Source organism: Micromonospora echinofusca (genome assembly GCF_900091445.1).
Taxonomy (GTDB): Bacteria; Actinomycetota; Actinomycetes; order Mycobacteriales; family Micromonosporaceae; genus Micromonospora; species Micromonospora echinofusca.
In genome coordinates this window covers 3,499,395-3,521,931 of sequence record NZ_LT607733.1, presented here as the reverse complement: position 1 = coordinate 3,521,931, position 22,537 = coordinate 3,499,395, and the positions used below count along the sequence as shown (strand labels likewise).

17 protein-coding genes are annotated in these 22,537 nt (G+C 72.1%); 9 read left to right on the top strand and 8 right to left on the bottom strand.

Annotation, left to right across the window (positions count from 1 at the left end; genetic code table 11):
- Nucleotides 1–3 precede the first annotated feature (3 nt).
- On the top strand, nucleotides 4–1,287 hold the full coding sequence (locus GA0070610_RS15410; protein ID WP_089000676.1) for a citrate synthase: 1,284 nt from the start codon (nucleotides 4–6) through the stop codon (nucleotides 1,285–1,287).
- A 112-nt stretch (nucleotides 1,288–1,399) separates the two neighbouring features.
- Here the strand turns inward: GA0070610_RS15410 and GA0070610_RS15405 are convergent, their stop codons facing one another.
- Nucleotides 1,400–2,788, bottom strand: a complete 1,389-nt coding sequence (locus tag GA0070610_RS15405; protein WP_089000675.1) for a glycosyltransferase family 4 protein — start codon at nucleotides 2,786–2,788, stop codon at nucleotides 1,400–1,402.
- 332 nt (nucleotides 2,789–3,120) lie between these two features.
- Between GA0070610_RS15405 and glgX the strand changes: the two genes are divergently transcribed.
- From glgX to treZ, 3 genes are read left to right on the top strand one after another with little or no spacing between them, the layout of a single operon-like run.
- On the top strand, nucleotides 3,121–5,238 hold the full coding sequence (glgX, locus tag GA0070610_RS15400) for a glycogen debranching protein GlgX (protein ID WP_089000674.1): 2,118 nt from the start codon (nucleotides 3,121–3,123) through the stop codon (nucleotides 5,236–5,238).
- 1 nt (nucleotide 5,239) lies between these two features.
- The gene (gene treY / locus GA0070610_RS15395) at nucleotides 5,240–7,564 is read left to right on the top strand and encodes a malto-oligosyltrehalose synthase (RefSeq protein ID WP_089000673.1); all 2,325 of its coding nucleotides are present in this window, start codon (nucleotides 5,240–5,242) and stop codon (nucleotides 7,562–7,564) included.
- Nucleotides 7,561–9,294 (top strand): malto-oligosyltrehalose trehalohydrolase, encoded by a 1,734-nt coding sequence (gene treZ, locus GA0070610_RS15390; protein WP_089000672.1) that lies wholly within the window; start codon nucleotides 7,561–7,563, stop codon nucleotides 9,292–9,294. Before treY ends, treZ begins: the two co-directional genes overlap by 4 nt.
- Before the next feature lie 79 nt (nucleotides 9,295–9,373).
- On the opposite strand, the gene GA0070610_RS15385 is transcribed toward treZ, so the two are convergent.
- On the bottom strand, nucleotides 9,374–10,249 hold the full coding sequence (locus tag GA0070610_RS15385) for an alpha/beta fold hydrolase (RefSeq protein WP_231925590.1): 876 nt from the start codon (nucleotides 10,247–10,249) through the stop codon (nucleotides 9,374–9,376).
- A gap of 98 nt (nucleotides 10,250–10,347) precedes the next feature.
- Between GA0070610_RS15385 and GA0070610_RS15380 the strand changes: the two genes are divergently transcribed.
- Entirely contained in the window at nucleotides 10,348–10,899 is a 552-nt protein-coding gene (locus GA0070610_RS15380; RefSeq protein WP_089000671.1) for a YciI family protein, read from the top strand.
- Between the two features lie 135 nt (nucleotides 10,900–11,034).
- Here GA0070610_RS15380 and GA0070610_RS15375 read toward each other — a convergent pair whose 3' ends face one another.
- Both GA0070610_RS15375 and GA0070610_RS15370 read right to left on the bottom strand, forming a co-directional pair.
- Nucleotides 11,035–11,517, bottom strand: coding sequence for a cation:proton antiporter regulatory subunit (locus tag GA0070610_RS15375; RefSeq protein ID WP_089000670.1), 483 nt, complete (start codon nucleotides 11,515–11,517; stop codon nucleotides 11,035–11,037).
- Nucleotides 11,518–11,626: 109 nt separating this feature from the next.
- Nucleotides 11,627–12,565, bottom strand: coding sequence for an aminoglycoside phosphotransferase family protein (locus GA0070610_RS15370; RefSeq protein WP_089000669.1), 939 nt, complete (start codon nucleotides 12,563–12,565; stop codon nucleotides 11,627–11,629).
- 334 nt (nucleotides 12,566–12,899) lie between these two features.
- Between GA0070610_RS15370 and GA0070610_RS15365 the strand changes: the two genes are divergently transcribed.
- Nucleotides 12,900–13,910, top strand: coding sequence for a trypsin-like serine peptidase (locus GA0070610_RS15365; protein ID WP_089000668.1), 1,011 nt, complete (start codon nucleotides 12,900–12,902; stop codon nucleotides 13,908–13,910).
- Between the two features lie 99 nt (nucleotides 13,911–14,009).
- Here GA0070610_RS15365 and GA0070610_RS30545 read toward each other — a convergent pair whose 3' ends face one another.
- Nucleotides 14,010–14,855, bottom strand: a complete 846-nt coding sequence (locus GA0070610_RS30545) for a CHAP domain-containing protein (protein ID WP_157747162.1) — start codon at nucleotides 14,853–14,855, stop codon at nucleotides 14,010–14,012.
- Between the two features lie 66 nt (nucleotides 14,856–14,921).
- Nucleotides 14,922–16,331, bottom strand: coding sequence for a MocR-like pyridoxine biosynthesis transcription factor PdxR (gene pdxR / locus GA0070610_RS15355; protein WP_089000667.1), 1,410 nt, complete (start codon nucleotides 16,329–16,331; stop codon nucleotides 14,922–14,924).
- A 68-nt stretch (nucleotides 16,332–16,399) separates the two neighbouring features.
- Here pdxR and GA0070610_RS15350 point away from each other — a divergent pair, with 68 nt between their 5' ends.
- The 3 genes from GA0070610_RS15350 to GA0070610_RS15340 all read left to right on the top strand — a co-directional run bounded on the left by GA0070610_RS15350 (nucleotide 16,400) and on the right by GA0070610_RS15340 (nucleotide 19,457).
- The gene (locus GA0070610_RS15350; protein ID WP_089000666.1) at nucleotides 16,400–16,957 is read left to right on the top strand and encodes a cysteine dioxygenase family protein; all 558 of its coding nucleotides are present in this window, start codon (nucleotides 16,400–16,402) and stop codon (nucleotides 16,955–16,957) included.
- A 347-nt stretch (nucleotides 16,958–17,304) separates the two neighbouring features.
- Nucleotides 17,305–18,258 (top strand): SRPBCC family protein, encoded by a 954-nt coding sequence (locus tag GA0070610_RS15345; RefSeq protein WP_231925589.1) that lies wholly within the window; start codon nucleotides 17,305–17,307, stop codon nucleotides 18,256–18,258.
- A gap of 26 nt (nucleotides 18,259–18,284) precedes the next feature.
- Nucleotides 18,285–19,457 (top strand): zinc-dependent alcohol dehydrogenase, encoded by a 1,173-nt coding sequence (locus tag GA0070610_RS15340; protein ID WP_089000665.1) that lies wholly within the window; start codon nucleotides 18,285–18,287, stop codon nucleotides 19,455–19,457.
- 76 nt (nucleotides 19,458–19,533) lie between these two features.
- Here the strand turns inward: GA0070610_RS15340 and GA0070610_RS15335 are convergent, their stop codons facing one another.
- Both GA0070610_RS15335 and GA0070610_RS15330 read right to left on the bottom strand, forming a co-directional pair.
- Nucleotides 19,534–20,553: a hypothetical protein gene (locus tag GA0070610_RS15335; RefSeq protein ID WP_231925588.1), complete on the bottom strand. Its 1,020-nt coding sequence runs from the start codon at nucleotides 20,551–20,553 to the stop codon at nucleotides 19,534–19,536.
- A 463-nt stretch (nucleotides 20,554–21,016) separates the two neighbouring features.
- Nucleotides 21,017–22,495 (bottom strand): glutamate--cysteine ligase family protein, encoded by a 1,479-nt coding sequence (locus GA0070610_RS15330; RefSeq protein ID WP_089003528.1) that lies wholly within the window; start codon nucleotides 22,493–22,495, stop codon nucleotides 21,017–21,019.
- Nucleotides 22,496–22,537: the final 42 nt, after the last annotated feature.

Genomic DNA, 22,537 nt, shown 5'->3' with positions numbered 1-22,537 from the left:
AACATGACGGAAGTCAAGCTCGATCACCCCGGTGGGCAGCTTTCGATGCCGGTGCAATCCGCGGTCGAGGGCCCCGCCGGCATCGGGGTGGGCAAGCTGCTGAAGGAAACCGGGATGACGACGTACGACCCCGGTTTCGTCAACACCGCGGCCTGCTCGTCCGCCATCACCTACATCGACGGTGACGCGGGGATCCTGCGGTACCGGGGTTACCCGATCGAGCAGCTCGCGGAGAAGTCCTCCTTCCTGGAGGTCTCCTACCTGCTGATCTACGGTGACCTGCCGACCCAGCAGCAGCTGACGGACTTCACCGAGCGCATCCGCCGGCACTCGCTGCTGCACGAGGAGATGCGCCGCTTCTTCGACGGCTTCCCGCGCGACGCGCACCCGATGGCCGTGCTCTCCTCGGCCGTCAGCGCCATCTCCACCTTCTACCAGGACAGCCTGGACCCCTTCGACTCCTCGCACGTCGAGATGTCCACGGTGCGGCTGATGGCGAAGGTGCCCACCATCGCCTCGTACGCCTACAAGAAGTCGATCGGGCAGCCGCTGCTGTACCCGGACAACTCGCTGGGCTACGTGGAGAACTTCCTGCGGATGACCTTCGGCGTGCCGGCGGAGCCGTACGAGGTCGACCCGGTGATGGCCAAGGTGCTGGACATGCTGTTCATCCTGCACGCCGACCACGAGCAGAACTGCTCCACCTCGACCGTGCGGCTGGTCGGCTCCAGCAACGCCAACCTCTTCGCCTCGGTCTCGGCCGGCGTGAACGCGCTCTTCGGCCCGCTGCACGGCGGCGCCAACCAGGCCGTGCTGGAGATGCTGGAGAAGATCCAGGCCGACGGCGGCGACGTCGCGTCCTTCGTCCGCAAGGTCAAGGACAAGCAGGACGGCGTGAAGCTGATGGGCTTCGGCCACCGGGTCTACAAGAACTACGACCCGCGCGCGGCCATCGTGAAGAAGGCGGCCCAGGACGTGCTCGGCCGGATGGCGAAGCCGGATCCGCTGCTGGACATCGCCGTGCAGCTGGAGGAGATCGCCCTCGCCGACGAGTTCTTCGTCTCCCGCAAGCTCTACCCGAACGTGGACTTCTACACCGGCCTGATCTACAAGGCCATGGGCTTCCCGACCAAGATGTTCACGGTGCTCTTCGCGCTGGGCCGGCTCCCCGGCTGGATCGCGCAGTGGCGCGAGATGATCAACGACCCGGAGACCAAGATCGGTCGCCCGCGGCAGATCTACACCGGCGCCCCCGAGCGCGCGTACGCCCCGTTCTCGGAGCGCTGAGCCCCGGCCGTACCGACGACGAAGGCCGCCGACCCGTACGGGTCGGCGGCCTTCGTCGTGTTGTCGGGCCCGGCGGCGCGGACCCCGGATCGACAGGGGTCCGCGTCGGCAGTCAGCGCAGGCCGGCGGCGGCCAGTAGGTTGCCCTCGGCGACCGACGGCACGGCGCGGCCCCGGGTGACCCGCTCGGCGGCGAACGATCCGGAGGTGGCGATCGCCGCCGCGTAGGCCGCGGCCGTGCGCTGCGCGATGGCCGACCAGCCGTAGCGCTCGTGCACCATGACGCGGGCCCGGCGGGCGAGCTGGCGGGCCCGGTCCCGGTCCGACAGCAGCGCGTCGACGGCGTCGGTCAGCCCGTCCGGGTCGTGCGGCTTGAAGGTCATCCCGGTCACCCCGGGCTCGACGATCTCGGCGAGCCCACCGGTCGCGGCGACGGCCAGGGGCGCGCCGGCGGCGGCGCCCTCGAGGGCCACCATGCCGAACGGCTCGTAGATGCTCGGCACGGCGAAGCAGTCCGAGGCGGCCATCACGGCGGGCAGGTCGGTGCCCCCGAGGAAGCCCGGGAGGCTGACCGTGTCACCGAGGCCCAGGCGGTGCACCTCAGCCTCCAGTTCCCTACGGTACGGCCCGTCGCCGACGATGACCGCGCGCAGCCCGGGGTGCCGCTCGCGCAGCCGGGGCAGCCCGGCGATCAGGTGCTGCACGCCCTTCTCGTAGACCAGCCGGCCGGCGAAGGTGACCAGCGGCCCGTCCCCGGCGAAGCGGGCGCGGGCGCTCGCCACGGCGGCGGCGGGGACGCGCCAGCGGTGCGGCTCGACGCCGTTGGGCACCACGTCGACCCGGCCGGCCGGTACGCCGAACAGCCCGGTGACCTCGTCGCGCATGTAGCCGGAGCAGACGATGACCCGGCCCGACTCGCCGGCCAGCCAGTGCTCGACGCCGTGGATGGTGCGGTTCATCTCCTCCGGCAGCCAGCCCTGGTGCCGGCCGGCCTCGGTGGCGTGGATCGTGCTGACCAGCGGGATGTCCAGGTGCTCGCGCAGGGTCATCGCGGTGTGCGCGACGAGCCAGTCGTGGGCGTGGACGACGTCGTAGGAGCCGGCTTCGGTGGCGCGCAGCGCGGCGCGGGTGAGGGTGTGGTTGAACGCCATGGTCCAGGCCAGCAGGGAGCTGGTGGCCAGCGGGAAGGTGACCGGGTCCTCGGCGGCACGGACGATGCGTACGCCGTCGGCGTACTCCTCCAGGGGTGCGCCCTCGCTGTGGCGGGTGACGACGGTGACCTCGTGCCCGGCGGCGGCCAGGGCGACCGACAGGGCGTGCACGTGCCGGCCGAGCCCGCCGACCAGCACCGGCGGGTACTCCCAGGAGAGCATGAGGATGCGGCGCGTCTGCGGGGGAGTGCCCGGTCCGGCCGCCGTCGGGAGTTGGGGCCGGGAGGTGAGGGTGGGCCGGTGGACCCGACCCGGGGTGGTGGTGGACTGCTCGACCCGCAGGGTCGTCACATCAATCTCCGTCCATGCATGGTGGAACGCGCCGACGGCGGTGGCGGCGAAACAGTGGTGGGGGTGGCCGAAGGGCCGACTGGAGACGCGCGGGCGCGCCCCGCGACAAGCAAAAGGCATCCGGGCCGATCCCGCATCTCGAAAGGGGCCAAGGTGACGGAGGACACCTGAAAGTCCCGGGTCGTGTCAGTCGGGTGGATTCCGGTCATCGACCGATCGGTTGGATTGGCGGCGGAACGCGCGGGGCAATACCCGCGCACACGCGCCGCCGGCCCCCGTCGTGTGGTGCGCTCATGGTGCGGTGCGCGCTCATGATCTCGCGAAGGAGCGACATGCAGGTCTGGCCGGGTGAGCGGTACCCCCTCGGGGCCACCTACGACGGGATGGGCACCAACTTCGCCATCTTCTCCGAGGTGGCCGAGCGGGTCGAGCTGTGCCTGTTCGACGAGTGGGACACCGGGGCGGAGCGGCGCGTCGAGCTGCGCGAGGTCGACGCGTACGTCTGGCACGCGTACATCCCCGGCATCGAGCCGGGGCAGCGCTACGGCTACCGGGTGCACGGCCCGTACGACCCGGCGAACGGGCTGCGCTGCAACCCGGCCAAGCTGCTGCTCGACCCGTACGCCAAGGCGGTCGACGGCGACGTGCGGTGGGACCCGGCCGTCTACGACTACGAACACGGCGACCCGGAGCGGATGAACACGACCGACTCGGCGCCGTTCATGCCGAAGTCGGTGGTGGTGAACCCGTACTTCGACTGGGGCAACGACTCGCCGCCGCGCATCCCCTACCACCACTCGGTGATCTACGAGGCGCACGTGCGCGGCCTGACGATGCGCCACCCGGACATCCCCGACGAGCTGCGCGGCACGTACGCGGGCCTCGCCTCGCCGCCGATGATCGAATACCTGACGAAGCTCGGCGTGACCGCCGTCGAGCTGATGCCGGTGCACCAGTTCGTGCACGACCACCGGCTGACCGACCTGGGGCTGCGCAACTACTGGGGCTACAACACCATCGGCTTCTTCGCCCCGCACCACGGCTACTCGGCGCTCGGGCACCTCGGCCAGCAGGTGCAGGAGTTCCGGGGGATGGTCAAGGCGCTGCACGCCGCCGGCATCGAGGTCATCCTCGACGTGGTCTACAACCACACCGCCGAGGGCAACCACCTTGGCCCGACGCTGAGCTTCAAGGGCGTCGACAACGCCAGCTACTACCGGCTCAGCGAGGACGACCGCCGCTACTACGTCGACTACACCGGCACCGGCAACAGCCTCAACGTGCGCAGCCCGCACTCGCTCCAGCTGATCATGGATTCGTTGCGCTACTGGGTGACCGAGATGCACGTCGACGGGTTCCGTTTCGACCTCGCCGCCACCCTGGCCCGCGAGTTCTACGAGGTCGACCGCCTCTCCACCTTCTTCGAGGTGGTGCAGCAGGACCCGGTGGTCAGCCAGGTCAAGCTGATCGCCGAGCCGTGGGACGTCGGCCCGGGCGGCTACCAGGTGGGCAACTTCCCGCCGGTGTGGACCGAGTGGAACGGCAAGTACCGCGACACCGTGCGCGACTTCTGGCGCGGGGAGCCGGCCACCCTCGCCGAGTTCGCCTCCCGCATCTCCGGCTCCGCCGACCTCTACCAGGACGACGGGCGCCGCCCCTTCCACAGCATCAACTTCGTCACCTGCCACGACGGGTTCACGCTGCGCGACCTGGTGTCGTACAACGACAAGCACAACGAGGCCAACGGCGAGGACAACCGCGACGGCGAGAGCCACAACCGGTCCTGGAACTGCGGCGTCGAGGGCGACACCGACGACGAGGCCGTACGCGCCCTGCGGGCCCGGCAGCGGCGCAACTTCCTGGCCACCCTGGTGCTGTCGCAGGGCGTGCCGATGATCGGCCACGGCGACGAGCTGGGCCGCACCCAGCGCGGCAACAACAACGCCTACTGCCAGGACAGCGAGCTGGCCTGGATCGACTGGGACGACGCCGACACCGAGCTGCTGGAGTTCACCCGCAAGCTGGTCGACTTCCGCCGCCGCCACCAGGTGTTCCGCCGGCGGCGCTTCTTCACCGGCCTGCCGGTGCGCTCCCGGCTGGTCGACGAGCCCCTGCCGGACCTGGCCTGGTACACCCCCGACGGGCGGGAGATGACCGGCGAGGACTGGGGCAACGACTTCGGCCGCGCCGTCGCGCTCTTCGTCAACGGCGAGGGCATCCGCGAGCGCGGCCCGTACGGCCAGCGGCACGTGGACGCCTCCTTCCTGCTCTGCTTCAACGCCCACGACGCGCCGCTGGACTTCACCGTCCCCGGCCCCGAGTTCGGGCAGCGCTGGGAGGTGGTGATCAGCACCGCGGAACCGGAACCGGAGAAGACCACCGTGGTCGAGGCGGGGGGCAGCCTCTGCGTACCCGACCGCTGCGTGGTGGTGCTGGAGAGGACGGCCTGACATGTCGAGCACCCCTCGACCCGACGCGCCCCGCGTGGGCGCCACCTACCGGGTGCAGGTGCGCCCCGGCTTCGACCTGGACACCACCGCCGAGCTGGCCGACTACCTGGCCGACCTCGGCGTCACCCACCTCTACGGCGCGCCCCTGCTCACCGCCACCCCCGGCTCCGCGCACGGCTACGACGTGGTCGACCACCGCGCCGTCAACCCGGAGCTGGGCGGCGAGGCGGCCCGGCAGCGGCTGCTGCGCGCGCTGCGCGCCGCCGGTCTCGGCCTGGTCGTCGACATCGTGCCCAACCACGCCGGGGTGGCCGTGCCCGCCGCCAACCCCGCCTGGTGGGACGTGCTGCGCCGGGGCCGCGACTCGGCGTACGCGGCCTGGTTCGACGTCGACTGGGACCGGGGCCGGCTGCTGCTGCCGGTGCTCGCCGACTCCCCGGACGCCCTCGACGACCTCAAGCTCGCCGACGGGGAACTGCGCTACCACGAGCACCGCTTCCCGATCGCCGACGGCACCGGCGACGGCGACCCCCGGCAGGTGCACGACCGGCAGCACTACGAGCTGGTCTCCTGGCGGCGCGGCGACGCCGAGCTGACGTACCGCCGGTTCTTCGCCGTCTCGGACCTGGCCGGCCTGCGGGTGGAGGACCCGGAGGTCTTCGCCGCCACCCACGAGCTGGTCCTGCGCTGGGCGGCGGCCGGCGAGGTCGACGGCATCCGCGTCGACCACCCGGACGGGCTGCGCGACCCCTCGGCCTACCTGGCCCGGCTGCGCGCCGCCGCGCCGGACGCGTGGCTGGTGGTGGAGAAGATCCTGGAGTACGGCGAGGAACTGCCGGACTGGCCGGTCGACGGCACCACCGGCTACGACGCCCTCGCCGCCGTCTGCGGGCTCTTCGTAGACCCCGACGCCCAGGGCGACTTCACCGCCCTCGACACCCACCTCGTCGGGCGGCACACCTCCTGGCAGGACCTCACCCACGACACCAAGCTCGCCGCGGCCACCCGGCTGCTGGCGACCGAACTGAACCGCCTCGCCGCGCTCGCCGGTGACGTCGAGCGCGACGCGGCCCGGGCGGGGCTGGCCGAGCTGGCCGCCGCGTTCCCGGTCTACCGGGGCTACCCGCCGCACGGTGCGCGCCACCTGGCTGCCGCCCGCGCCGAGGCGGGTCGCCGCCGCCCCGACCTGACCGCCGCGCTGGACGCGCTCACCGGCCGGCTGCGCGACCCCGACGACGAGCTGGCGAAGCGCTTCCCGCAGTTCACCGGCGCGGTCATGGCCAAGGGGGTGGAGGACACCGCCTTCTACCGGTGGAGCCGCTTCGTCGCGCTCAACGAGGTCGGCGGCAGCCCCGCGCACTTCGGTGTGCCGCCGGCCGAGTTCCACCGCTTCGCCGCCGCCCGGCAGGTGCGCTGGCCGGCGAGCATGACCACGCTCTCCACCCACGACACCAAGCGCTCCGAGGACGTCCGGGCCCGCCTCGCCGTACTCAGCGAGCTGCCGGGGCGCTGGGCCGACCTCATCGGCCGGTGGACGGTCCGCGCGCCGCTGCCCGACCCCGCCTTCGCGCACCTGCTCTGGCAGACCGCCGTGGGCGCCTGGCCGATCGAGCGGGAGCGCCTGCACGCGTACGTCGAGAAGGCCGCCCGCGAGGCGTCGGCCGCCACGAGCTGGGCCGACCCCGACCCGGTCTTCGAGCGGGCCATGCACGACGTGGTCGACGCGATGTACGACGACCGGAAGCTGCACGCCGAGCTGACCGCCTTCGCCGCCGAGATCGCCCCCGCCGGCTGGTCGAACTCGCTCGGGCAGAAGCTCGTGCAGCTCGCCATGCCCGGCGTGCCCGACACCTACCAGGGCACCGAGCTGTGGGACAACTCGCTGGTCGACCCCGACAACCGTCGCCCGGTCGACTTCGCCGTACGCCGGGAGCTGCTGGCCCGCCTCGACGCCGGACCGCCCCCGCCGGTGGACGCGGACGGCGCGGCGAAGCTGCTCGTGGTGTCGCGGACCCTGCGGCTGCGTCGCGACCGCCCGGAGCTGTTCACCGGCTACCGGCCGGTGCCCGCGCACGGGCGCGCCGGGCGGCACGCGCTGGCCTTCGACCGGGGCGGCGCGGTCGCGGTCGCCACCCGGCTGCCGCTCGGGCTGGCCCGCGCCGGCGGCTGGGGCGACACCACCCTGTCACTTCCCGTTCACGAGGTGACCGACCTGTTCACGGGTCGGTCCTACAGTGGCGGGCAGACCCTGCTGGCCGACCTGCTGGCCACCTACCCCGTCGCGCTGCTGGCTCCCACCGCCGAGTCCGTGGAGGCTTCGTCATGACCGAGTTCACGGTGTGGGCGCCACAGGCAGCCCGCGTCCGGCTGCGCCTGCCGGGCGCGGCCGACCACGAGATGCGTGCCGGCTCCGACGGCTGGTGGCGGGTCGAGGTGCCCGCCGCCGGCCCCGGCACCGACTACGCCTTCCTGCTCGACGACGACGACCGGGCGCTGCCCGACCCCCGCTCGCCCTGGCAGCCGCACGGCGTGCACGGGCCCAGCCGCCGCTACGACCACGCGGCGTTCGAGTGGACCGACCAGGCCTGGACGGGCCGGCAGTTGCCCGGCGCCGTCCTCTACGAGCTGCACGTCGGCACCTTCACCCCCGAGGGCACCTTCGACGCCGCCATCGGCCGCCTCGACCATCTCGTCGACCTCGGCGTCGACATGATCGAGCTGCTGCCGGTCAACGCCTTCAACGGCGAGCACAACTGGGGCTACGACGGGGTCTGCTGGTATGCCCCGCACCAGCCCTACGGCGGGCCGGACGGCCTGAAACGACTGGTCGACGCCGCCCACGCCAAGGGCCTGGGGGTGATCCTCGACGTCGTCTACAACCATTTCGGGCCCTCCGGGGCCTACGCGCCGATGTTTGCGCCGTACCTCACCGAGCAGAGCAACACCTGGGGCCGCACCGTCAACCTCGACGGCCCGCACTCCGACGGCGTACGCCGCTACATCGTCGACAGCATCCTGATGTGGCTGCGCGACTACCACGTCGACGGCCTGCGGCTCGACGCCGTGCACGCCATGCCCGACTCCCGCGCCACCGGATGGCTGGAGGAGGTGGCGATCGAGGTCGAGGCGCTCGCCACCCACCTGGGCCGGCCGCTGTCGCTGATCGCCGAGTCCGACCTCAACGACCCCACCCTGATCACGCCCCGCGAGGCCGGCGGCTTCGGCCTGCACGCCCAGTGGAACGACGACGCCCACCACGCCCTGCACACCCTGCTCACCGGCGAGCGGCAGGGCTACTACGGCGACTTCGGCTCGCTGGAATGCCTCACCGACGTGCTGACGGGCGGGTTCTTCCACGCCGGCACCTGGTCCAGCTTCCGCAACCGCCACCACGGGCGGCCCGTCGACCGGCAGCGCATGCCGGGCCACCGGTTCGTCGCGTACCTGCAGAACCACGACCAGATCGGCAATCGGGCCACCGGCGACCGGATCTCCGCCACCCTCTCCCCGGGGCTGCTGCGCGTCGGCGCGACGCTGCTGTTCACCGCCCCGTTCACCCCGATGCTGTTCATGGGGGAGGAGTGGGCGGCCAGCACGCCGTGGCAGTTCTTCACCAGCCACCCCGAGCCGGAGCTGGCGACCGCCGTCGCCACCGGCCGCAAGCGGGAGTTCGCCGCCCACGGCTGGCCGGAGGGCGACGTGCCGGACCCGCAGGACCCGCAGACCTTCGTCCGCTCCCGGCTCGACTGGGCCGAGCTGGACAAACCCGAACACCGCGAGATGTACGAGTTCCACAAGCGGCTCATCGCGCTGCGCAAGAGCCGGGCCGACCTGACCGATCCTCGGCTGGACCGGGTCGACGTCCGGCACGGCGACCAGTTCCTGGTGATGCGCCGGGGCGAGACGCTGGTGGCGGCGAACCTGGCCGCCAAGCCGCAGCGGATCACGCTGCCGGGGGTGGCGCGCCGCGTGCTGCTCGCCACCGGCGAGGGGGTCACCGTGATGCGCGACCGCATCGAACTGCCGGCGGAGACGGCGGCCATCGTGGCGCTCTGAGCGGCGCTCGACGTCGCTTCGCCGCCGGCGGTGGTGGTGCGGCTGCCGGCGGCGACCGGCTTGCCCCCGCTGGCGCTGGTCAGCCGGCGTCCAGCACCTCACGCAGCTTGGCCGCGAACTCGGCGGGCTTGCCCGCGTAGCCGAACTCGCCGCCCATGAAGCCGCCGTGGTGGCTCGGGAACACCACGGCCTCCTGGCCGAGCAGTTCCGCGGTGGCGACGGCCGTACGCGCCGTGTAGGTCCCCGCCGTCTCCTCGCCGACCGCGATGACGATCCGGGTCGGCGCCGCCGTGAGTGCCGCCGCGTCGGGCCGGTAGTCGGTGACCGTCCCGGAGGCCTTCGACAGCAGCGGGTCGTCGCGGGAGCCGTCGTCCTCGGTCGGCAGGCCGAACGCCGCCGGGTCGGGCGCGGGCTGGGCGAAGTAGGCGTCGGTGAACTCGCCCTGCCAGGAGACCAACGCCATGAAGGCGGCCATGCCCGCGCCCATGCCCTTCGCCTGGTACGCCTCGTGGACAGCGGCCTGGGCGCGCTCGGCCGCCGCGGCGTCGGGGAGCACGGAGTTGATCGGCGGCTCGTGCGCCACCAGTGTGCCGACGTCGCCGGGGTGGGCCGCGACCAGCTCCAGCGCGGTCACCGCACCGCCGCTGCTGGCGAACATGTCGACCGGACCGCCGCCGAGCGCCTCGATCAGCAGGTGCAGGTCGGCCGCCTGGTCCTGCGGCGTGTGGTCCGATCGGCCGTCGCTGCGGACGCTGCGGCCCAGCCCGCGCGGGTCGTAGGTGACGACCGTCCGGTCGGTGAAGTGGGCCGCGAGCGCGCCGAAGCCCTCCGCCGTCATCGGCTGGCCGATCATGAGCAGCGTCCGGTGCCCGCCAGCCGCCGGCAGCGGACGCCGCACGTCGTAGACCAGGTCGACGCCGGGCACGGCGAGTGTGTGGGTCTCCATCGTCGTCATGCCGGCGAGCGTACGGCCGGGGGGTGACAGATCGGGCGCCACACGCGGGAGGGGTCCCACCTGCCTCGGGTGCCGGCACCGGCGTCAGGATCTGCGGCATGGAGTTCTTCTGCTACCACCGCGACCGGGCCGGCTCCTGGCCCCTGCGCAAGGAGCTGCGCGAGGAGCACTGGTCCTACATGGACCGCTACGCGGCCCAGATGATCGCCCGTGGGCCGACGTTCGCGCCCGACGGTAGGACGCCGACCGGCAGCGTGCACATCGTCGACCTGCCCGATCCCGCCGCCGCCCGGGCGTTCGCCTTCGACGAGCCCAACTACCAGGCCGGCGCGTACCGGGACGTGCTGCTGCGCCGGTGGCACAACACGCTGGGGCGCACCATGTGGGACTTCCCGGGCGGCCGGACGGGTGGTGACCGTTACCTGGTGCTCGGCCTCGGGGCGGGGGAGGCCGCCGACCTGGACGTGAGCGCGGACCGGGAGGAGCTGATCGCATGCGGGCCGCTGCTGTCGGACGACGGTGTCATGTGGTTGGGCACGGCGGCGCTGGTCCGAGCGGAGGACCCGGACGAGGCGCGCGCACTGCTGACCCCGGACCGGTACGCCGAGATCGAGGTCCACGCGTGGGCGTTCGGCGGACGACCGTCATGACCCCGGAGGCCTGTCGGGCGATGACCGGGGTGATGCCCCTTGCGCGTAGCTGGCGGCGGTAGCAGTCGTGACCCGCTGACCGGACCGGCACCGGGGCGTGCGGCAGACGACCAGCGTGCCGCCCGCGGTGGCGGGTCAGCCGTTGGTGAAGAGCTCGCGGATCGCGACGAGGCTGGCGCCGTCGCCGACGGCCACCAGCGAGTCACCGGACTGGAGGGTGAAGTCGGGACCCGGCGACGGGATCACGCGACCGTCGCGGACCACCGCGACGATCGACGCGCCGGTGCGGGTCCGCGCGCGCGTGTCACCGAGGTTGCGCCCGAGGTACGGCGACCGGGCGGGGATCGGCATGCGTACGGTCTCGACGCCCTCCAGGGGCGGGACCAGCTCCGTCAGGTTGTCCATGACCAGCGGAAGGCCGAGCAGGTCGGCGATCGTCCGCGCCTCCGTGCTCTCCAGCGTCAACGTGTGCTGGACGGTCTCGGGGTCAGCGGGGTCGTAGAGCACGATGTCGCGTCGGCCGTCGAAGTGCACGATCACCGCGCCTCGCTGGCCCGTCCCCGTGACGAACGCGTACGACTCTCCGACGCCGAACAGCCGGGTCCTCTCCAGGTCCACGTTTCCACCCTCCGAGGTCGACCGCGTAGTCGAACACCTTGACGCCCAGCCTAGTACTCCGGCCGGGATCGCGACGATGGCGGTGCTGGCCAGCCGGCGTGGTGGCTGCTCACGGCTTGGCTGTGGCGGCGGCGCCGGCCGTGTGATCGGACAAGATCTCGCCGAGGACGCGCAGCGCGTTCGCGGCCTGCGCGTCGGCGTCGCCCAGGGCGTGGGCGCAGGTGACGAGCGTCTTCCAGAGGGCCCAGCCGCGCCCCCGCGCCCAGGTCGCCTCGTCGACCGACAGCCGCTCCCGGAACGCCTGCCGACCGTCGGCGGTCAGCAGTGTCCACGCGATGGCCAGGTCGCAGGCGGGATCGCCGACGCCACATGTGCCGAAATCGATGACGGCCGCCAGCTTCCCACCGATGAGCAGGAGGTTTCCTTGGGCGACGTCACCGTGGAACCAGCTGTCCACACCGTCCCAGCGGGCGTCGCACGCGCCCTGCCAGATCTCGCGGGCCAGCTCGACGTCGACGTGGCCGTCGAGTGCCGTGAGCGCGCGCCGGGCTTCCCCCTCGTAGGTGCGCAGCGTGCCGCCCCGGAACCAGTTGTGCTTGCCGGGGCGGGGACCGTCGGTGGTGTCGACGCTCTGTAGGGCCGCCAGGAACCCGGCCAGGTCGAGCGCGAACCGGACCGGGTCCGCGATGCTGTCCGCGCTCGCCGGCTCGCCGTCGAGCCACGGGTACACCGACCACGGGTAGGGGTAGCCCGCGCCGGGTCCGCCTTTCGCCAGCGGGGTGGGGATGGGCAGCGGGAGCCGGGGGGCGAGCCCGGGAAGCCACCGGTGTTCCTTGTCGACCGCCAGGGCGTACTCGGCTGCGCTGGGCAGACGCACCGACATCCGCGTGCCGAGGTGGAAGGTCCAGTTGTCCCAGCCGCCGTTGGCGACGGGCCGGACCGGGAGGCCGGCCCACTGGGGGAACTGCTCGGCGACGAGCTGACGCACCTGATCCGCGTCGACGGTGAGGCGTTGGGGTGCGGGACCGAGGTGCGGGGTGTTGCTCACTGAGACATCCTTGCCCGTCCGGCGACGAAAAGTGCGCTTGGCGCCACCACCGTAGTCACCTGAGGCTGACGGTAGCAATCGCAATTCCCGTCTGTCGGCAGCAGAGCGCGCCCCGCAAATCGAGAGCGCGGATTCGCGGCAATGGGATTTGCAAGGTCAATTTCGAGGCTTCTGTTCGGGGTGGGCACGCTTTGTTTGTCACCGGCGATGGCCGTTTCCGGTCGCCGAGGAGCCAGTGTCAATTACCTGTCATTCCATTGCGTTGTGATCAAAGCAATTCGATCGATAGGTTTCGCTGGTTCTATTTGGAGTACCCGGAAAAGGGGGGCACCTGTTGAGATCAACCCTACGCTGGTCCGCATCGGCCAGCCTGGCGCTCGCGCTGGTACTGACCGCCCCGGCGGTCGCCCAGGCGAAACCCACCGCGGTCGAGAAGAGCGGCAACACCACCACCGTCGCCCGCACCAGTGACGGCCGTGCGATCACCAACAAGGCGATCGCCGAGGAGGTCGCCGCGTTCTGGACGCCGCAGCGGATGGCGAGCGCCGTGGACCTGGACATCGCGAAGTCCGCGAACGCCACCGAGTCGCTGAGCCGGGCGCCGAGGCCCGACGGGCCGGCGGGCTCGGTCGCGCCGGTGCGGCCGAGCGTCGCCAGCGGTGCCGACGTCGGCATCCAGCTCAACGAGTCGGCGGTCGTCGGCAAGGTCTACTTCACCACCCCCAACGGCGGCGGCGCCTCCTGCTCGGCGAGCGCGGTCGCCAGCGGCAAGGCGCGACTGGTCATGACCGCCGGGCACTGCGTGCACCAGGGCGCCGGCGGACAGTGGTACAGCAACTGGCAGTTCGTGCCGCGCTACCGTGACGGCGCGCGGCCGTTCGGCACCTTCGTGGCCTACCAGCTCACCGCCCGCACGGCGTGGATCAACGGCAGCAGCTACGACGAGGACATGGCCATCGCCATCATGCACAACGGCGGTAACTGGGGCCTGAAGGTCGTCGAGACGGTCGGCGGCCACGGCATGCGCTGGAACTGGGGCTACGACATCTCGCTGATGACGGCGCTGGGCTATCCGTCCAACCTCGGCGGCGGCGAGAGCCAGTACTACTGCCAGAGCGGCACCTGGCACGCGGGCAGCCAGCAGATCCGGATGTGGTGCAACATGACCTACGGCTCCAGCGGCGGTCCCTGGCTCCAGGAATACAACGACCAGAATGGTCTCGGATTCATCAACAGCGTCGTGAGCCACGGCGACAACCCGGGCAACGGCCAATTCGACGGGCCGTACTTCGACGACGACATCAAGAGCCTCTACGACTTCGCGGAGGGTCTCTCCCCGGCGTAGGGGCACGTGATCGGCAGAGCCCCGGCCATGCGGCCGGGGCTCTGCGCGCGAATGCTGCGTCCTCGGCGCGCGGGGTGACCGGCGATCCGAGGCGGCGGGTCACTTGAAGCGGATGAACTTCGAGAACTGGTTGTTGGCGGTTCCCACCGACACCGTGCGATGGCTGTACCTGTCGGCGGATACGTAGTTGTACTCGTCGATCTCGAAGGTGCCGTTCGCGTTCACCCTGGTCACGAAGGCGACGTGACCGTAGGTGCCGCCCAGGCGCACCGCGACGTCACCGGCCTTCGGGCTGTTGTGCACCGGTACGCCGGCGCGTCCGGCGGCCGCCACCCACTCCTTGGCGTTGCCCCACCGCGCCTGGCCCTTGTACTGGTTGTGGAAGGCGACGCCGACGCGGCTGCGCAGGGCCCAGGCCACGAAGCTGGTGCACTGCCCCTTGTAGAAGTTCCACGGGTCGATGCCTGACGTCTGCCCCTTGTACGGGTAGTCGTCCCTGGCCGGGTAGCTGGCCCCGGCGGAGATGAGCTGGTGGGAGGCGTTGTTGTTCTTCAGCGTGGAGTTGAGGTTCTTCTTCGCCCCGGCCGCGAAGTCCTGGTACGCGTGCGAACCGTTGTAGCCGGTGTTGTAGTAGACGCGCACGGTCTTGCCGGTGCGGTTCCACGCCGAGGCGGCGTTGTTCTTGATGCACTGGCCCTTGCCGCTGCCGGCGCCCTTGAACTCGTAGCAGCCCGGCTGCGTCGAGCCGTAGTCGGCCAGCGAGCCGGCGTGGTCGGAGACCGAGCCGGCGTGGTCGCTGTTGAAGTAGTAACAGAACTCGCCGGCGTTGCACGTGCCGTCGCGGGACGCGGCCTGGGCCGGCGCGGCGACCGCCAGGACGCCGAGAGTCGCGCTGAGCACGCTCGCACTGAGGGCGCCGAGGACGCGAGCGGTTACCGTGGGCATGATCACTTCCCTCCTAGGGGTGAGGAGGGACCCACGCTACAAGCCATCGATCGATCGCCATACCCCTCAATCGGGGCGGGGCTGGAGCAGGTCCGCCACGCGGGCGATGCCGGACCGGATGGCATACGCGCTGAGGTCGCCGAAACCGAGGACGACGGCGGGCGGCCCGCTCGTGCCGTGGACGCGGTAGCGCCGCATGCCGTGCAGGCGCACCGCACGCCGTGCCGCGGCGGCGACGAGCGCGGCCTCGTCCACACCCTCGGGCAGCGTCGCCACCGCGTGGAAGCCGGCGTCGAGCCCGGTCAGTCGCAGGTGGGGGGCGTGCTGGCGCAGCGCCTCGGTGAGGGCGATCCGCTTGGCGGCGTACGCCCGGCGCATCCGCCGCAGGTGGGCGTCGTAGCGGCCGGACTCGACGAGGCGGGCGAGCGCGAGCTGGTCGAGGCCGTTGGTTCCCCAGTCGTTGCGGTGCTTCTCCTCGGCGATCGCCGGGGCGAGGCGGCGTGGGGCGAGGATCCAGCCCAGCCGCAGGGTCGGTCCGAGGGACTTGCTGACCGTTCCGATCATCACGACGCGGTCCGGCGCCAGCCCCTGCAGCGCCCCGACCGGCCGGCGGTCGTAGCGGAACTCGGAGTCGTAGTCGTCCTCGATCATGAGCCCGTCGCGTTCGTCGGCCCAGCGCAGCAGTTCCTGGCGTCGCTCCGGGGCGAGCACGACCCCGGTGGGGGTCTGGTGCGCCGGGGTGAGGATGACGGCGGTGGCTGCCGTGGCGCGCAGCGCGTCGACGACGACGCCGTGCGCGTCGACGGGCACCGGAACCGGGCGGAGACCGGCGCCGCGGACCTGCATGGTCATCTCGCCGTGACCGGGGTCCTCGACGGCCACGGTCGTGGTGCCCTGCTCCCGCAGCACGCGCAGCGTCAGGCCGACGCCCTGGGTGAACCCGTTGCAGACGACGACGTCGGCGCTGCCGGCCGACGCGGCCCGCACGCGCTGGGCGTAGGAGGCGAGCACCTCGCGCAGGCGCGGCGAACCGGCCGGCTCGCCGTAGCCGATGTCCCGGCGCGACGCGGCCCGGATGGCCTCGCCGTAGGCCCACAGCCAGTCGCGGGCGGGGAAGCTGTTCAGGTCCGGTCGACCCGGAGAGAAGTCGATCACCGTGTCGACGGCCGCGCCGGCCGGGGGCCGCGCGGTCGTCGACTGTCGAAGGGTCAGCGCGACCCGGGTGGCGCCACCGGCCGTCGCCGTCAGGTATCCCTCGGCCGCGAGCTGCTCGTAGCTGCCCTGGACCAGCCCGCGTGACAGGCCGAGGTCCGCTGCCAGCTTCCGTGACGACGGCAGCCGCTCGCCCGCCCGCAGCCGCCCCGACCGGATCGCCGTACGCAGCGCCGCCTGCAACTGGATGCCGAGCGTCCCCCGGATGCCCCGGTCGAGTTGCAGCATGATCTCCGGCGTCAGACCGGACCACTCGACTGCCATGCGACTGGACCTTAACGGTGGGCCAGTGGCCGCCGTACGGTGACTCCACCGGACCTTCAGGAGAGACGATGACGGCACCACCGGGCGGCCTGGACGCGTTGTACGACGCGGTCCGTGCCGCCACCCGCACACCGGCGGACTGGCAGGCCACGGCCGACGCCGTCGCCGCGCGCATCGGGTCGTGCCTGCCGTCGGCGCCGGACGTGCTGCGTGCCGTCCCCGAGTGGGCCCGGCGCGGCCATGAGAGCAGCCAGCGCCTGCACGTCGAAGCGGACGGCACCTTCTCGGTCGTCGCCCTCGTCACCCGTCCCGGACAGGCGACCAGCATCCACGACCACGTCACGTGGTGCGTGGTGGCCGTGATCGACGGCGTCGAGATGGAGGAACGCTTCCGGCTCGCCCCGGGCGGCGCGCACCTCGTCCGCGCCGGCGAACGGATCGACCGGGGTGGCTGCGTCACCGGCTTCGCGCCACCCGGGGACGTCCACCGGGTCTCCAACGTCGGTACGACCGTCGCCGTCTCACTGCACATCTACGGTACGGACATCGGGCGCATCGGCGGCAGCGTCCGGCGCACCTACGACCTCCCCGTCGTCAGCCGTACACCGACCAGGTCCACGGCGTAGCGGCCGCAGCCACCCGCCGGGTGCCACCCTCCGTTTCCGTGGTGGTCGCCGATGCCCGGTGCGCGCCCCCTGGTTCCACCGCTCGGTCAGACTTTCTAACACGGGGTAGAAATCTGACCGAGCGGTTACCTTCGCTGTGGCGCGGTCGCGCTGACCGGGCAGAGCCGCCACTTCCCGTCCGAGGACGCGGTGGTACAGGCAGGTGCCCGGCCGTCGACGACGGGCGTCGGGTTGTGGGCCGATTCGGGGTTCGTGGGGCGATTCCCGGGCATAGCGTCAGGCGTGGCGGCTTCCCGCCGCCGGGCCCGCCCCCGGGGCGGGTCAGGACGATCTGACGGTGGTGCGACGTGGACGAGACCGATCCGATGATGCTGGACCAGCGGAACCGACGTGCCCGGGGCACCGGGCTGCCCCGGGCGCTGGGCGTGGTCAGCCTCGCCCTCGGCGCGGGCGGGCTGCTGGCCCCACGCGCGGTGGCCCGGCTGACCGGCGTGGACGACTCACCCATGGCGCGTACGGTCATCCCGGCCGTGGGCGCCCGCGAGCTGGCCCACGCGGCCGGCCTGCTCGCCGGCCGCCGGCCGACCGGCTGGACGTGGACCCGGGTGGCCGGCGACGCCATGGACCTCACCCTGCTCGGCCGGGCCTGGGCGGACCGGTGCGGCGAGCGCCGCCGGCGGGTCGCCCTCACCACCGCCGCCATCGCCGGCATCGCCGCCGTGGACCTGTTCGCCGCCGTACGCGCCGGGCGGGCCCAGGCCGCACGCCGGCGGGTGATCGACATGGAGGTCGCGGTCACCGTCAACCGCTCCCCGGCCGAGGCGTACCGGTTCTGGCGGGACCTGGAGAACCTGCCCCGGTTCATGACCCACCTGGAATCCGTACGCGCCGAGGACCTGCGCCGCTCGCACTGGACCGCGCGCGGGCCGGCCGGCCGCCCCGTCGAGTGGGACGCGGAGATCGTCGACGACCAGCCCAACCGGTCGATCGCCTGGCGCTCGCTGCCCGGCACCCGGGTGCCCAACGCCGGCCGGGTGCGGTTCGTGCCCGCCCCGGGCGACCGCGGGACCGAGGTCCGGGTGCGGCTGCGCTACGCCCCGCCCGCCGGTGCGCTCGGCCGGGCGGTGGCGAAGCTCTTCGGCGAGGAGCCCGAGCAGCAGGTCCGCGACGACCTGCGCCGGTGCAAGCAGGTGGTGGAGACCGGCGAGGTGGTCCGCTCCGAGGGCAGCCCCGACGGCATCTCCGTACGCCAGCAGGTCATGCAACGCCCCGCCCAGCCGCTGCCCATCGCCCGCCGCTGACCGCCCGTGACCCGAGAGGACGAACGATGAAGGCCACCGCCTGGATGGGCAAGGACAGCGTCAAGGTCGTCGACGTGCCCGACCCGACCATCATGAACGCGCGCGACGCGATCGTACGGATCACCTCGACCGCGATCTGCGGCTCCGACCTGCACCTCTACCACGGCTACATCCCCGCCATGCGCAAGGGCGACATCCTCGGCCACGAGTTCATGGGGGAGATCGTGGAGGTCGGCCCGCAGGTACGCAACCTGCGCCCCGGCGACCGGGTGGTCGTGCCGTTCCCCATCGCCTGCGGCCACTGCTCCTCCTGCCAGCGCGGCCTCTTCTCGGTCTGCGAGAACTCCAACCCCAACGCCGGGGTGGCCGAGAAGATCATGGGTCACTCGCCGGCCGGCATCTTCGGCTACTCCCACCTGCTCGGCGGCTACGCCGGCGGCCAGGCCGAGTACGCCCGGGTGCCGTTCGCCGACGTCGGCCCGATCAAGGTGCCCGACGAGGTGCCCGACGACCAGGCGGTGATGCTCGCCGACGTCCTGCCCACGGGCTACATGGGCGCGGAGATGTGCGACATCAAGCCGGGCGACGTGATCGCCGTGTGGGGCGCCGGCCCGGTGGGGCTGCTCGCCGCCGCCAGCGCCCGGATGCTCGGCGCGGAACGCGTGATCGTCATCGACCGGTACCCGTACCGGCTGCGGCTGGCCGAGGAGCACGCCGGCGCGGAGACCATCAACTACGACGACACCGACGTGCTCGACGCGCTCAACGAGATGACCGCCGGTCGGGGGCCCGACGCCTGCATCGACGCCGTCGGACTGGAGGGGCACCACGGCAACACCGCCGTGTACGCGTACGACCGGGCCAAGCAGGCCGCCCGGGTCGAGACGGAGCGGCCGTTCGCGTTGCGGCAGGCGATCCTCGCGTGCCGCAGCGGCGGCGTCGTCTCGGTGATCGGCGCGTACGGGGGCTTCGTCGACAAGTTCCCGATGGGCGCGTTCATGAACCGGTCGCTGATCATGCGTACAGGTCAGTGTCACGTCCAGCGCTACACGCGTCCGCTGCTCGAGCGCATCCAGCGCGGTGACATCGACCCCAGCTTCATCATCAGCCACCGGATGCCGCTGAAGGACGCCGCCAAGGGATACAAGATCTTCCAGAAGAAGCAGGACGAATGCAGCAAGGTCGTCCTGAAGGTCTGAGCGGGAGGGCGGGCGGCGCCGGCACCCGACCCGGGGACGGCGGGCCTCGCCGTCCCCGGGACCCGTCAGCGTCGGCTCAGGCCCAGGGGGCCGTCGGATACCAGGGGATGATCTCGCGGCGCGCGAGCAGCCGCACGTCCCAGTAGAGGAACGTGAAGGCGCCGGCGACGATGAACGCGACCGCGGTCAGCACCGCCAGGCGGCTCGGCCGGGCACTGAACCAGCGTTGCAGGCGGGAGCCGGCGAGCCAGGCCAGCAGCAGGAACAGCACCGCCATGATGACGATGTTGCCGAGGGACTGCAGCGTGAACGCCGCCGCCCCGTAGAGCGGGTTGCCGCTCTCGGCGGCGTCGCGGAACATCTGCCGGAACAACGCGAAGGGCCGGCCGATCAGGAAGCCGGCGATCAGCGCGCCCATGAAGACCATCGGGGCGTTGGGGAACCGTCGGGCGATCCGGGCGAACGGATCCGGCACGACGCCCAGCGCGGCCAGACCGAGGTAGATCATGATGAGCCCGATCGCGCCGAAGACCACCATGGACTGGATGCTCCTCGGCGACAGTCCGCCGGGGGCGTTGGGCGCGGTGGAGAACTGCGGCATCGAGGTGCCGACCAGGCCGACGAGCGCGCCGTAGGCGGCCGACACGGCGACCATGCCCACCGACATCCAGCCCAGCGGCTTCAGCGGCGCGACGATCCGGCTGAACCGACTGCCCGTCGTGCCGGTCAGCGGGGCCAGCGCGCCGAACGCGGCGATGTTGCAGGCGGTGAACGTGCCCGCGATGCCGGAGACGAAGGCGAACAGGATGCCGGCCGCGATGCCCTGGATGGGCGTCTCCTTGGCGTCGTGGCCGAGCAGCGTGTTGGCGACGTTGTCGCCGATGGTGCGGTCCACGAACTCCGCCGACCAGATGACGGTCAGCAGGAATCCGCCGAGCACGCCGAGGAGGATGATCAGCCCTCTCCGCCGGGGAAAGTGCCCGTTGACGAACGCGGACGTCCCGCTCCGCGTGGCGTCGGGGCCGAGCGGCGTGGTGCCGGGCCCGCGCCGGGTGGGCGCGTCGGGCCGCCGGGAGGACCTCTGGGTCTGCGTCACATGCGCTCCTCGTGTGGTGGGAAGGGAGGGTCCGGTGCCGGGCAACCCGGGCGCCGCACCGACGCCTGCGGTCGCGTCGATGACCTTCGATCGACGCGTACGCGTCGGTGCGGCCCTCCGGGCCCGATCGCCGCCGGTCGATGTCCGCGTTTCATCATGGGGTGGCCGCCATCGGCCCGGTTCTTCCATCGTGCGCAATCTCCCCGGCCGTTCGACCCGGTCAAGGCGCCGGTCAACTCCGGAACAGTCCAGCTGCCGTCCTCCAGCCGGCGCGTGACCGGCTCGGCTCGGATTGGTCAGGTCTGGTCGGGGTGGGGTGACGTCCCTCCGGCGCCCGACGAGCCCTGGTGACCCTGCGGAGACAAGGATCAGCGCTGGCGAGAGGGCGGCCTGTCGATGGCGACGGGGCAACGGTGGCTGCGGCGCTGGGAGGGGGCGTGCAGGCCACGACGCCGGCGGCGGGTCAGGGGATGGGCCACTCGTGGACCGGCCGGTTGCTGTGCATCAGCGTCACGTAGTGGCGCACCACCTCGCGCAGCGCCTCCGGCCGGTCGAGGTGGTCGGCGGACTCCAGCCGGTGCAGGGTCTCCACCTGCCAGCTCGCGCCGTTGCGGCCGGTCAGGCAGCGCTGCTCGATGATGCCGAGCAGCCGGTCCCGCTCGTCCGGGTCCAGGCCCCACCGGTCCAGCCCGTGGTGGGCCAGCGGCAGCAGCCGGCGCAGCACCAGCTCGGTGACCGGGAGATAGCCCAGGCCGGGCCAGAAGACCTGGGCGTCGATGCCGTACCGGGCGCAGGCGTTGAAGTTCTCCTCGGCCGCGCTGAACGACATCTGCGACCACAGCGGCCGGTCGGCCTCGGCGAGGGCCCGGACGAGGCCGAAGTAGAAGGCGCCGTTGGCCACGGTGTCGAGCACCGTCGGCCCGGCCGGCAGCACCCGGTTCTCCACCCGCAGGTGCGGGCGGCCCTTCAGCACGTCGTACACGGGGCGGTTCCAGCGGTAGACGGTGCCGTTGTGCAGTCGCAGCTCGGCGAGCTTCGGCACGTCGCCCCGGGCGAGGGCCTCGGCCGGATCCTCCGCGTCGCAGACCGGCAGCAGCGCCGGGAAGTAGCGGACGTTCTCCTCGAACAGGTCGAACACCGTGGTGATCCAACGCTCGCCGAACCACACCCTCGGGCGTACGCCCTGGGCCTTGATCTCCTCCGGCCGGGTGTCGGTGGCCTGCTGGAACAGCGGGATGCGGGTCTCCCGCCACAGTTCCCTACCGAAGAGCAGCGGCGAGTTCGCGCCCAGGGCCACCTGGATGCCGGCGACCACCTGCGCGGCGTTCCAGTAGTCGGCGAACTGGGCGGGGCTGACCTGGAGGTGGAACTGGGTGCTCGTGCAGGCCGCCTCGGGCGTGATGGTGTCGGCGGTGACCGCCAGCCGTTCCACGCCGTTGATCGCGATCCGCAGGTCCTCGCCGCGGGCGGCGAAGATCTGCTCGTTGAGCAGCGCGTAGCGCGGGTTGGCCGACAGCGTCTCGGCGGTCAGGTGCTCCGGGCGCAGCGTCGGCAGGATGCCGATCATCACCATGTGCGCCCCGACGCCCCGCGCCTTGGCCTCGGCGGCGTTGAGGCTGGCCCGTACGCTCTCCTCGAACTCGTGCGTGCCGGTGCCGGCCAGCCGGCGCGGCGCGACGTTGATCTCGACGTTGAACTGGCCCAGCTCCGTCTGGAAGCTCGGGTCGGCGACGGCGGCCAGCACGTCGGCGTTGCGCATGGTCGGCATCGAGTCGTCGTCGACGAGATTGAGCTCGATCTCCAGCCCGGTCATCGGCCGTTCGACGTCGAACCGGGACTCCCGGAGCATCTCGGCGAAGACGTCCAGGCACCGCCGCACCTTCTCCCGATAGCGGGCCCGGTCCTCACGACTGAAGGTCCGCACCCCGACGTCCTCGCCCATGGTCACCGCCCTGTCACCGTTGGTTCCCCTAACCTCGCACGC

Coding starts and splice junctions, on each gene's coding strand:
- GA0070610_RS15410 (WP_089000676.1), top strand. CDS start 4: ATGACGGAAGTCAAGCTCGATCACCCCGGTGGGCAGCTTTCGATGCCG.
- glgX (WP_089000674.1), top strand. CDS start 3,121: ATGCAGGTCTGGCCGGGTGAGCGGTACCCCCTCGGGGCCACCTACGAC.
- treY (WP_089000673.1), top strand. CDS start 5,240: ATGTCGAGCACCCCTCGACCCGACGCGCCCCGCGTGGGCGCCACCTAC.
- treZ (WP_089000672.1), top strand. CDS start 7,561: ATGACCGAGTTCACGGTGTGGGCGCCACAGGCAGCCCGCGTCCGGCTG.
- GA0070610_RS15385 (WP_231925590.1), bottom strand. CDS start 10,249: ATGACGACGATGGAGACCCACACACTCGCCGTGCCCGGCGTCGACCTG.
- GA0070610_RS15380 (WP_089000671.1), top strand. CDS start 10,348: ATGGAGTTCTTCTGCTACCACCGCGACCGGGCCGGCTCCTGGCCCCTG.
- GA0070610_RS30545 (WP_157747162.1), bottom strand. CDS start 14,855: ATGCCCACGGTAACCGCTCGCGTCCTCGGCGCCCTCAGTGCGAGCGTG.
- pdxR (WP_089000667.1), bottom strand. CDS start 16,331: ATGGCAGTCGAGTGGTCCGGTCTGACGCCGGAGATCATGCTGCAACTC.
- GA0070610_RS15350 (WP_089000666.1), top strand. CDS start 16,400: ATGACGGCACCACCGGGCGGCCTGGACGCGTTGTACGACGCGGTCCGT.
- GA0070610_RS15340 (WP_089000665.1), top strand. CDS start 18,285: ATGAAGGCCACCGCCTGGATGGGCAAGGACAGCGTCAAGGTCGTCGAC.
- GA0070610_RS15330 (WP_089003528.1), bottom strand. CDS start 22,495: ATGGGCGAGGACGTCGGGGTGCGGACCTTCAGTCGTGAGGACCGGGCC.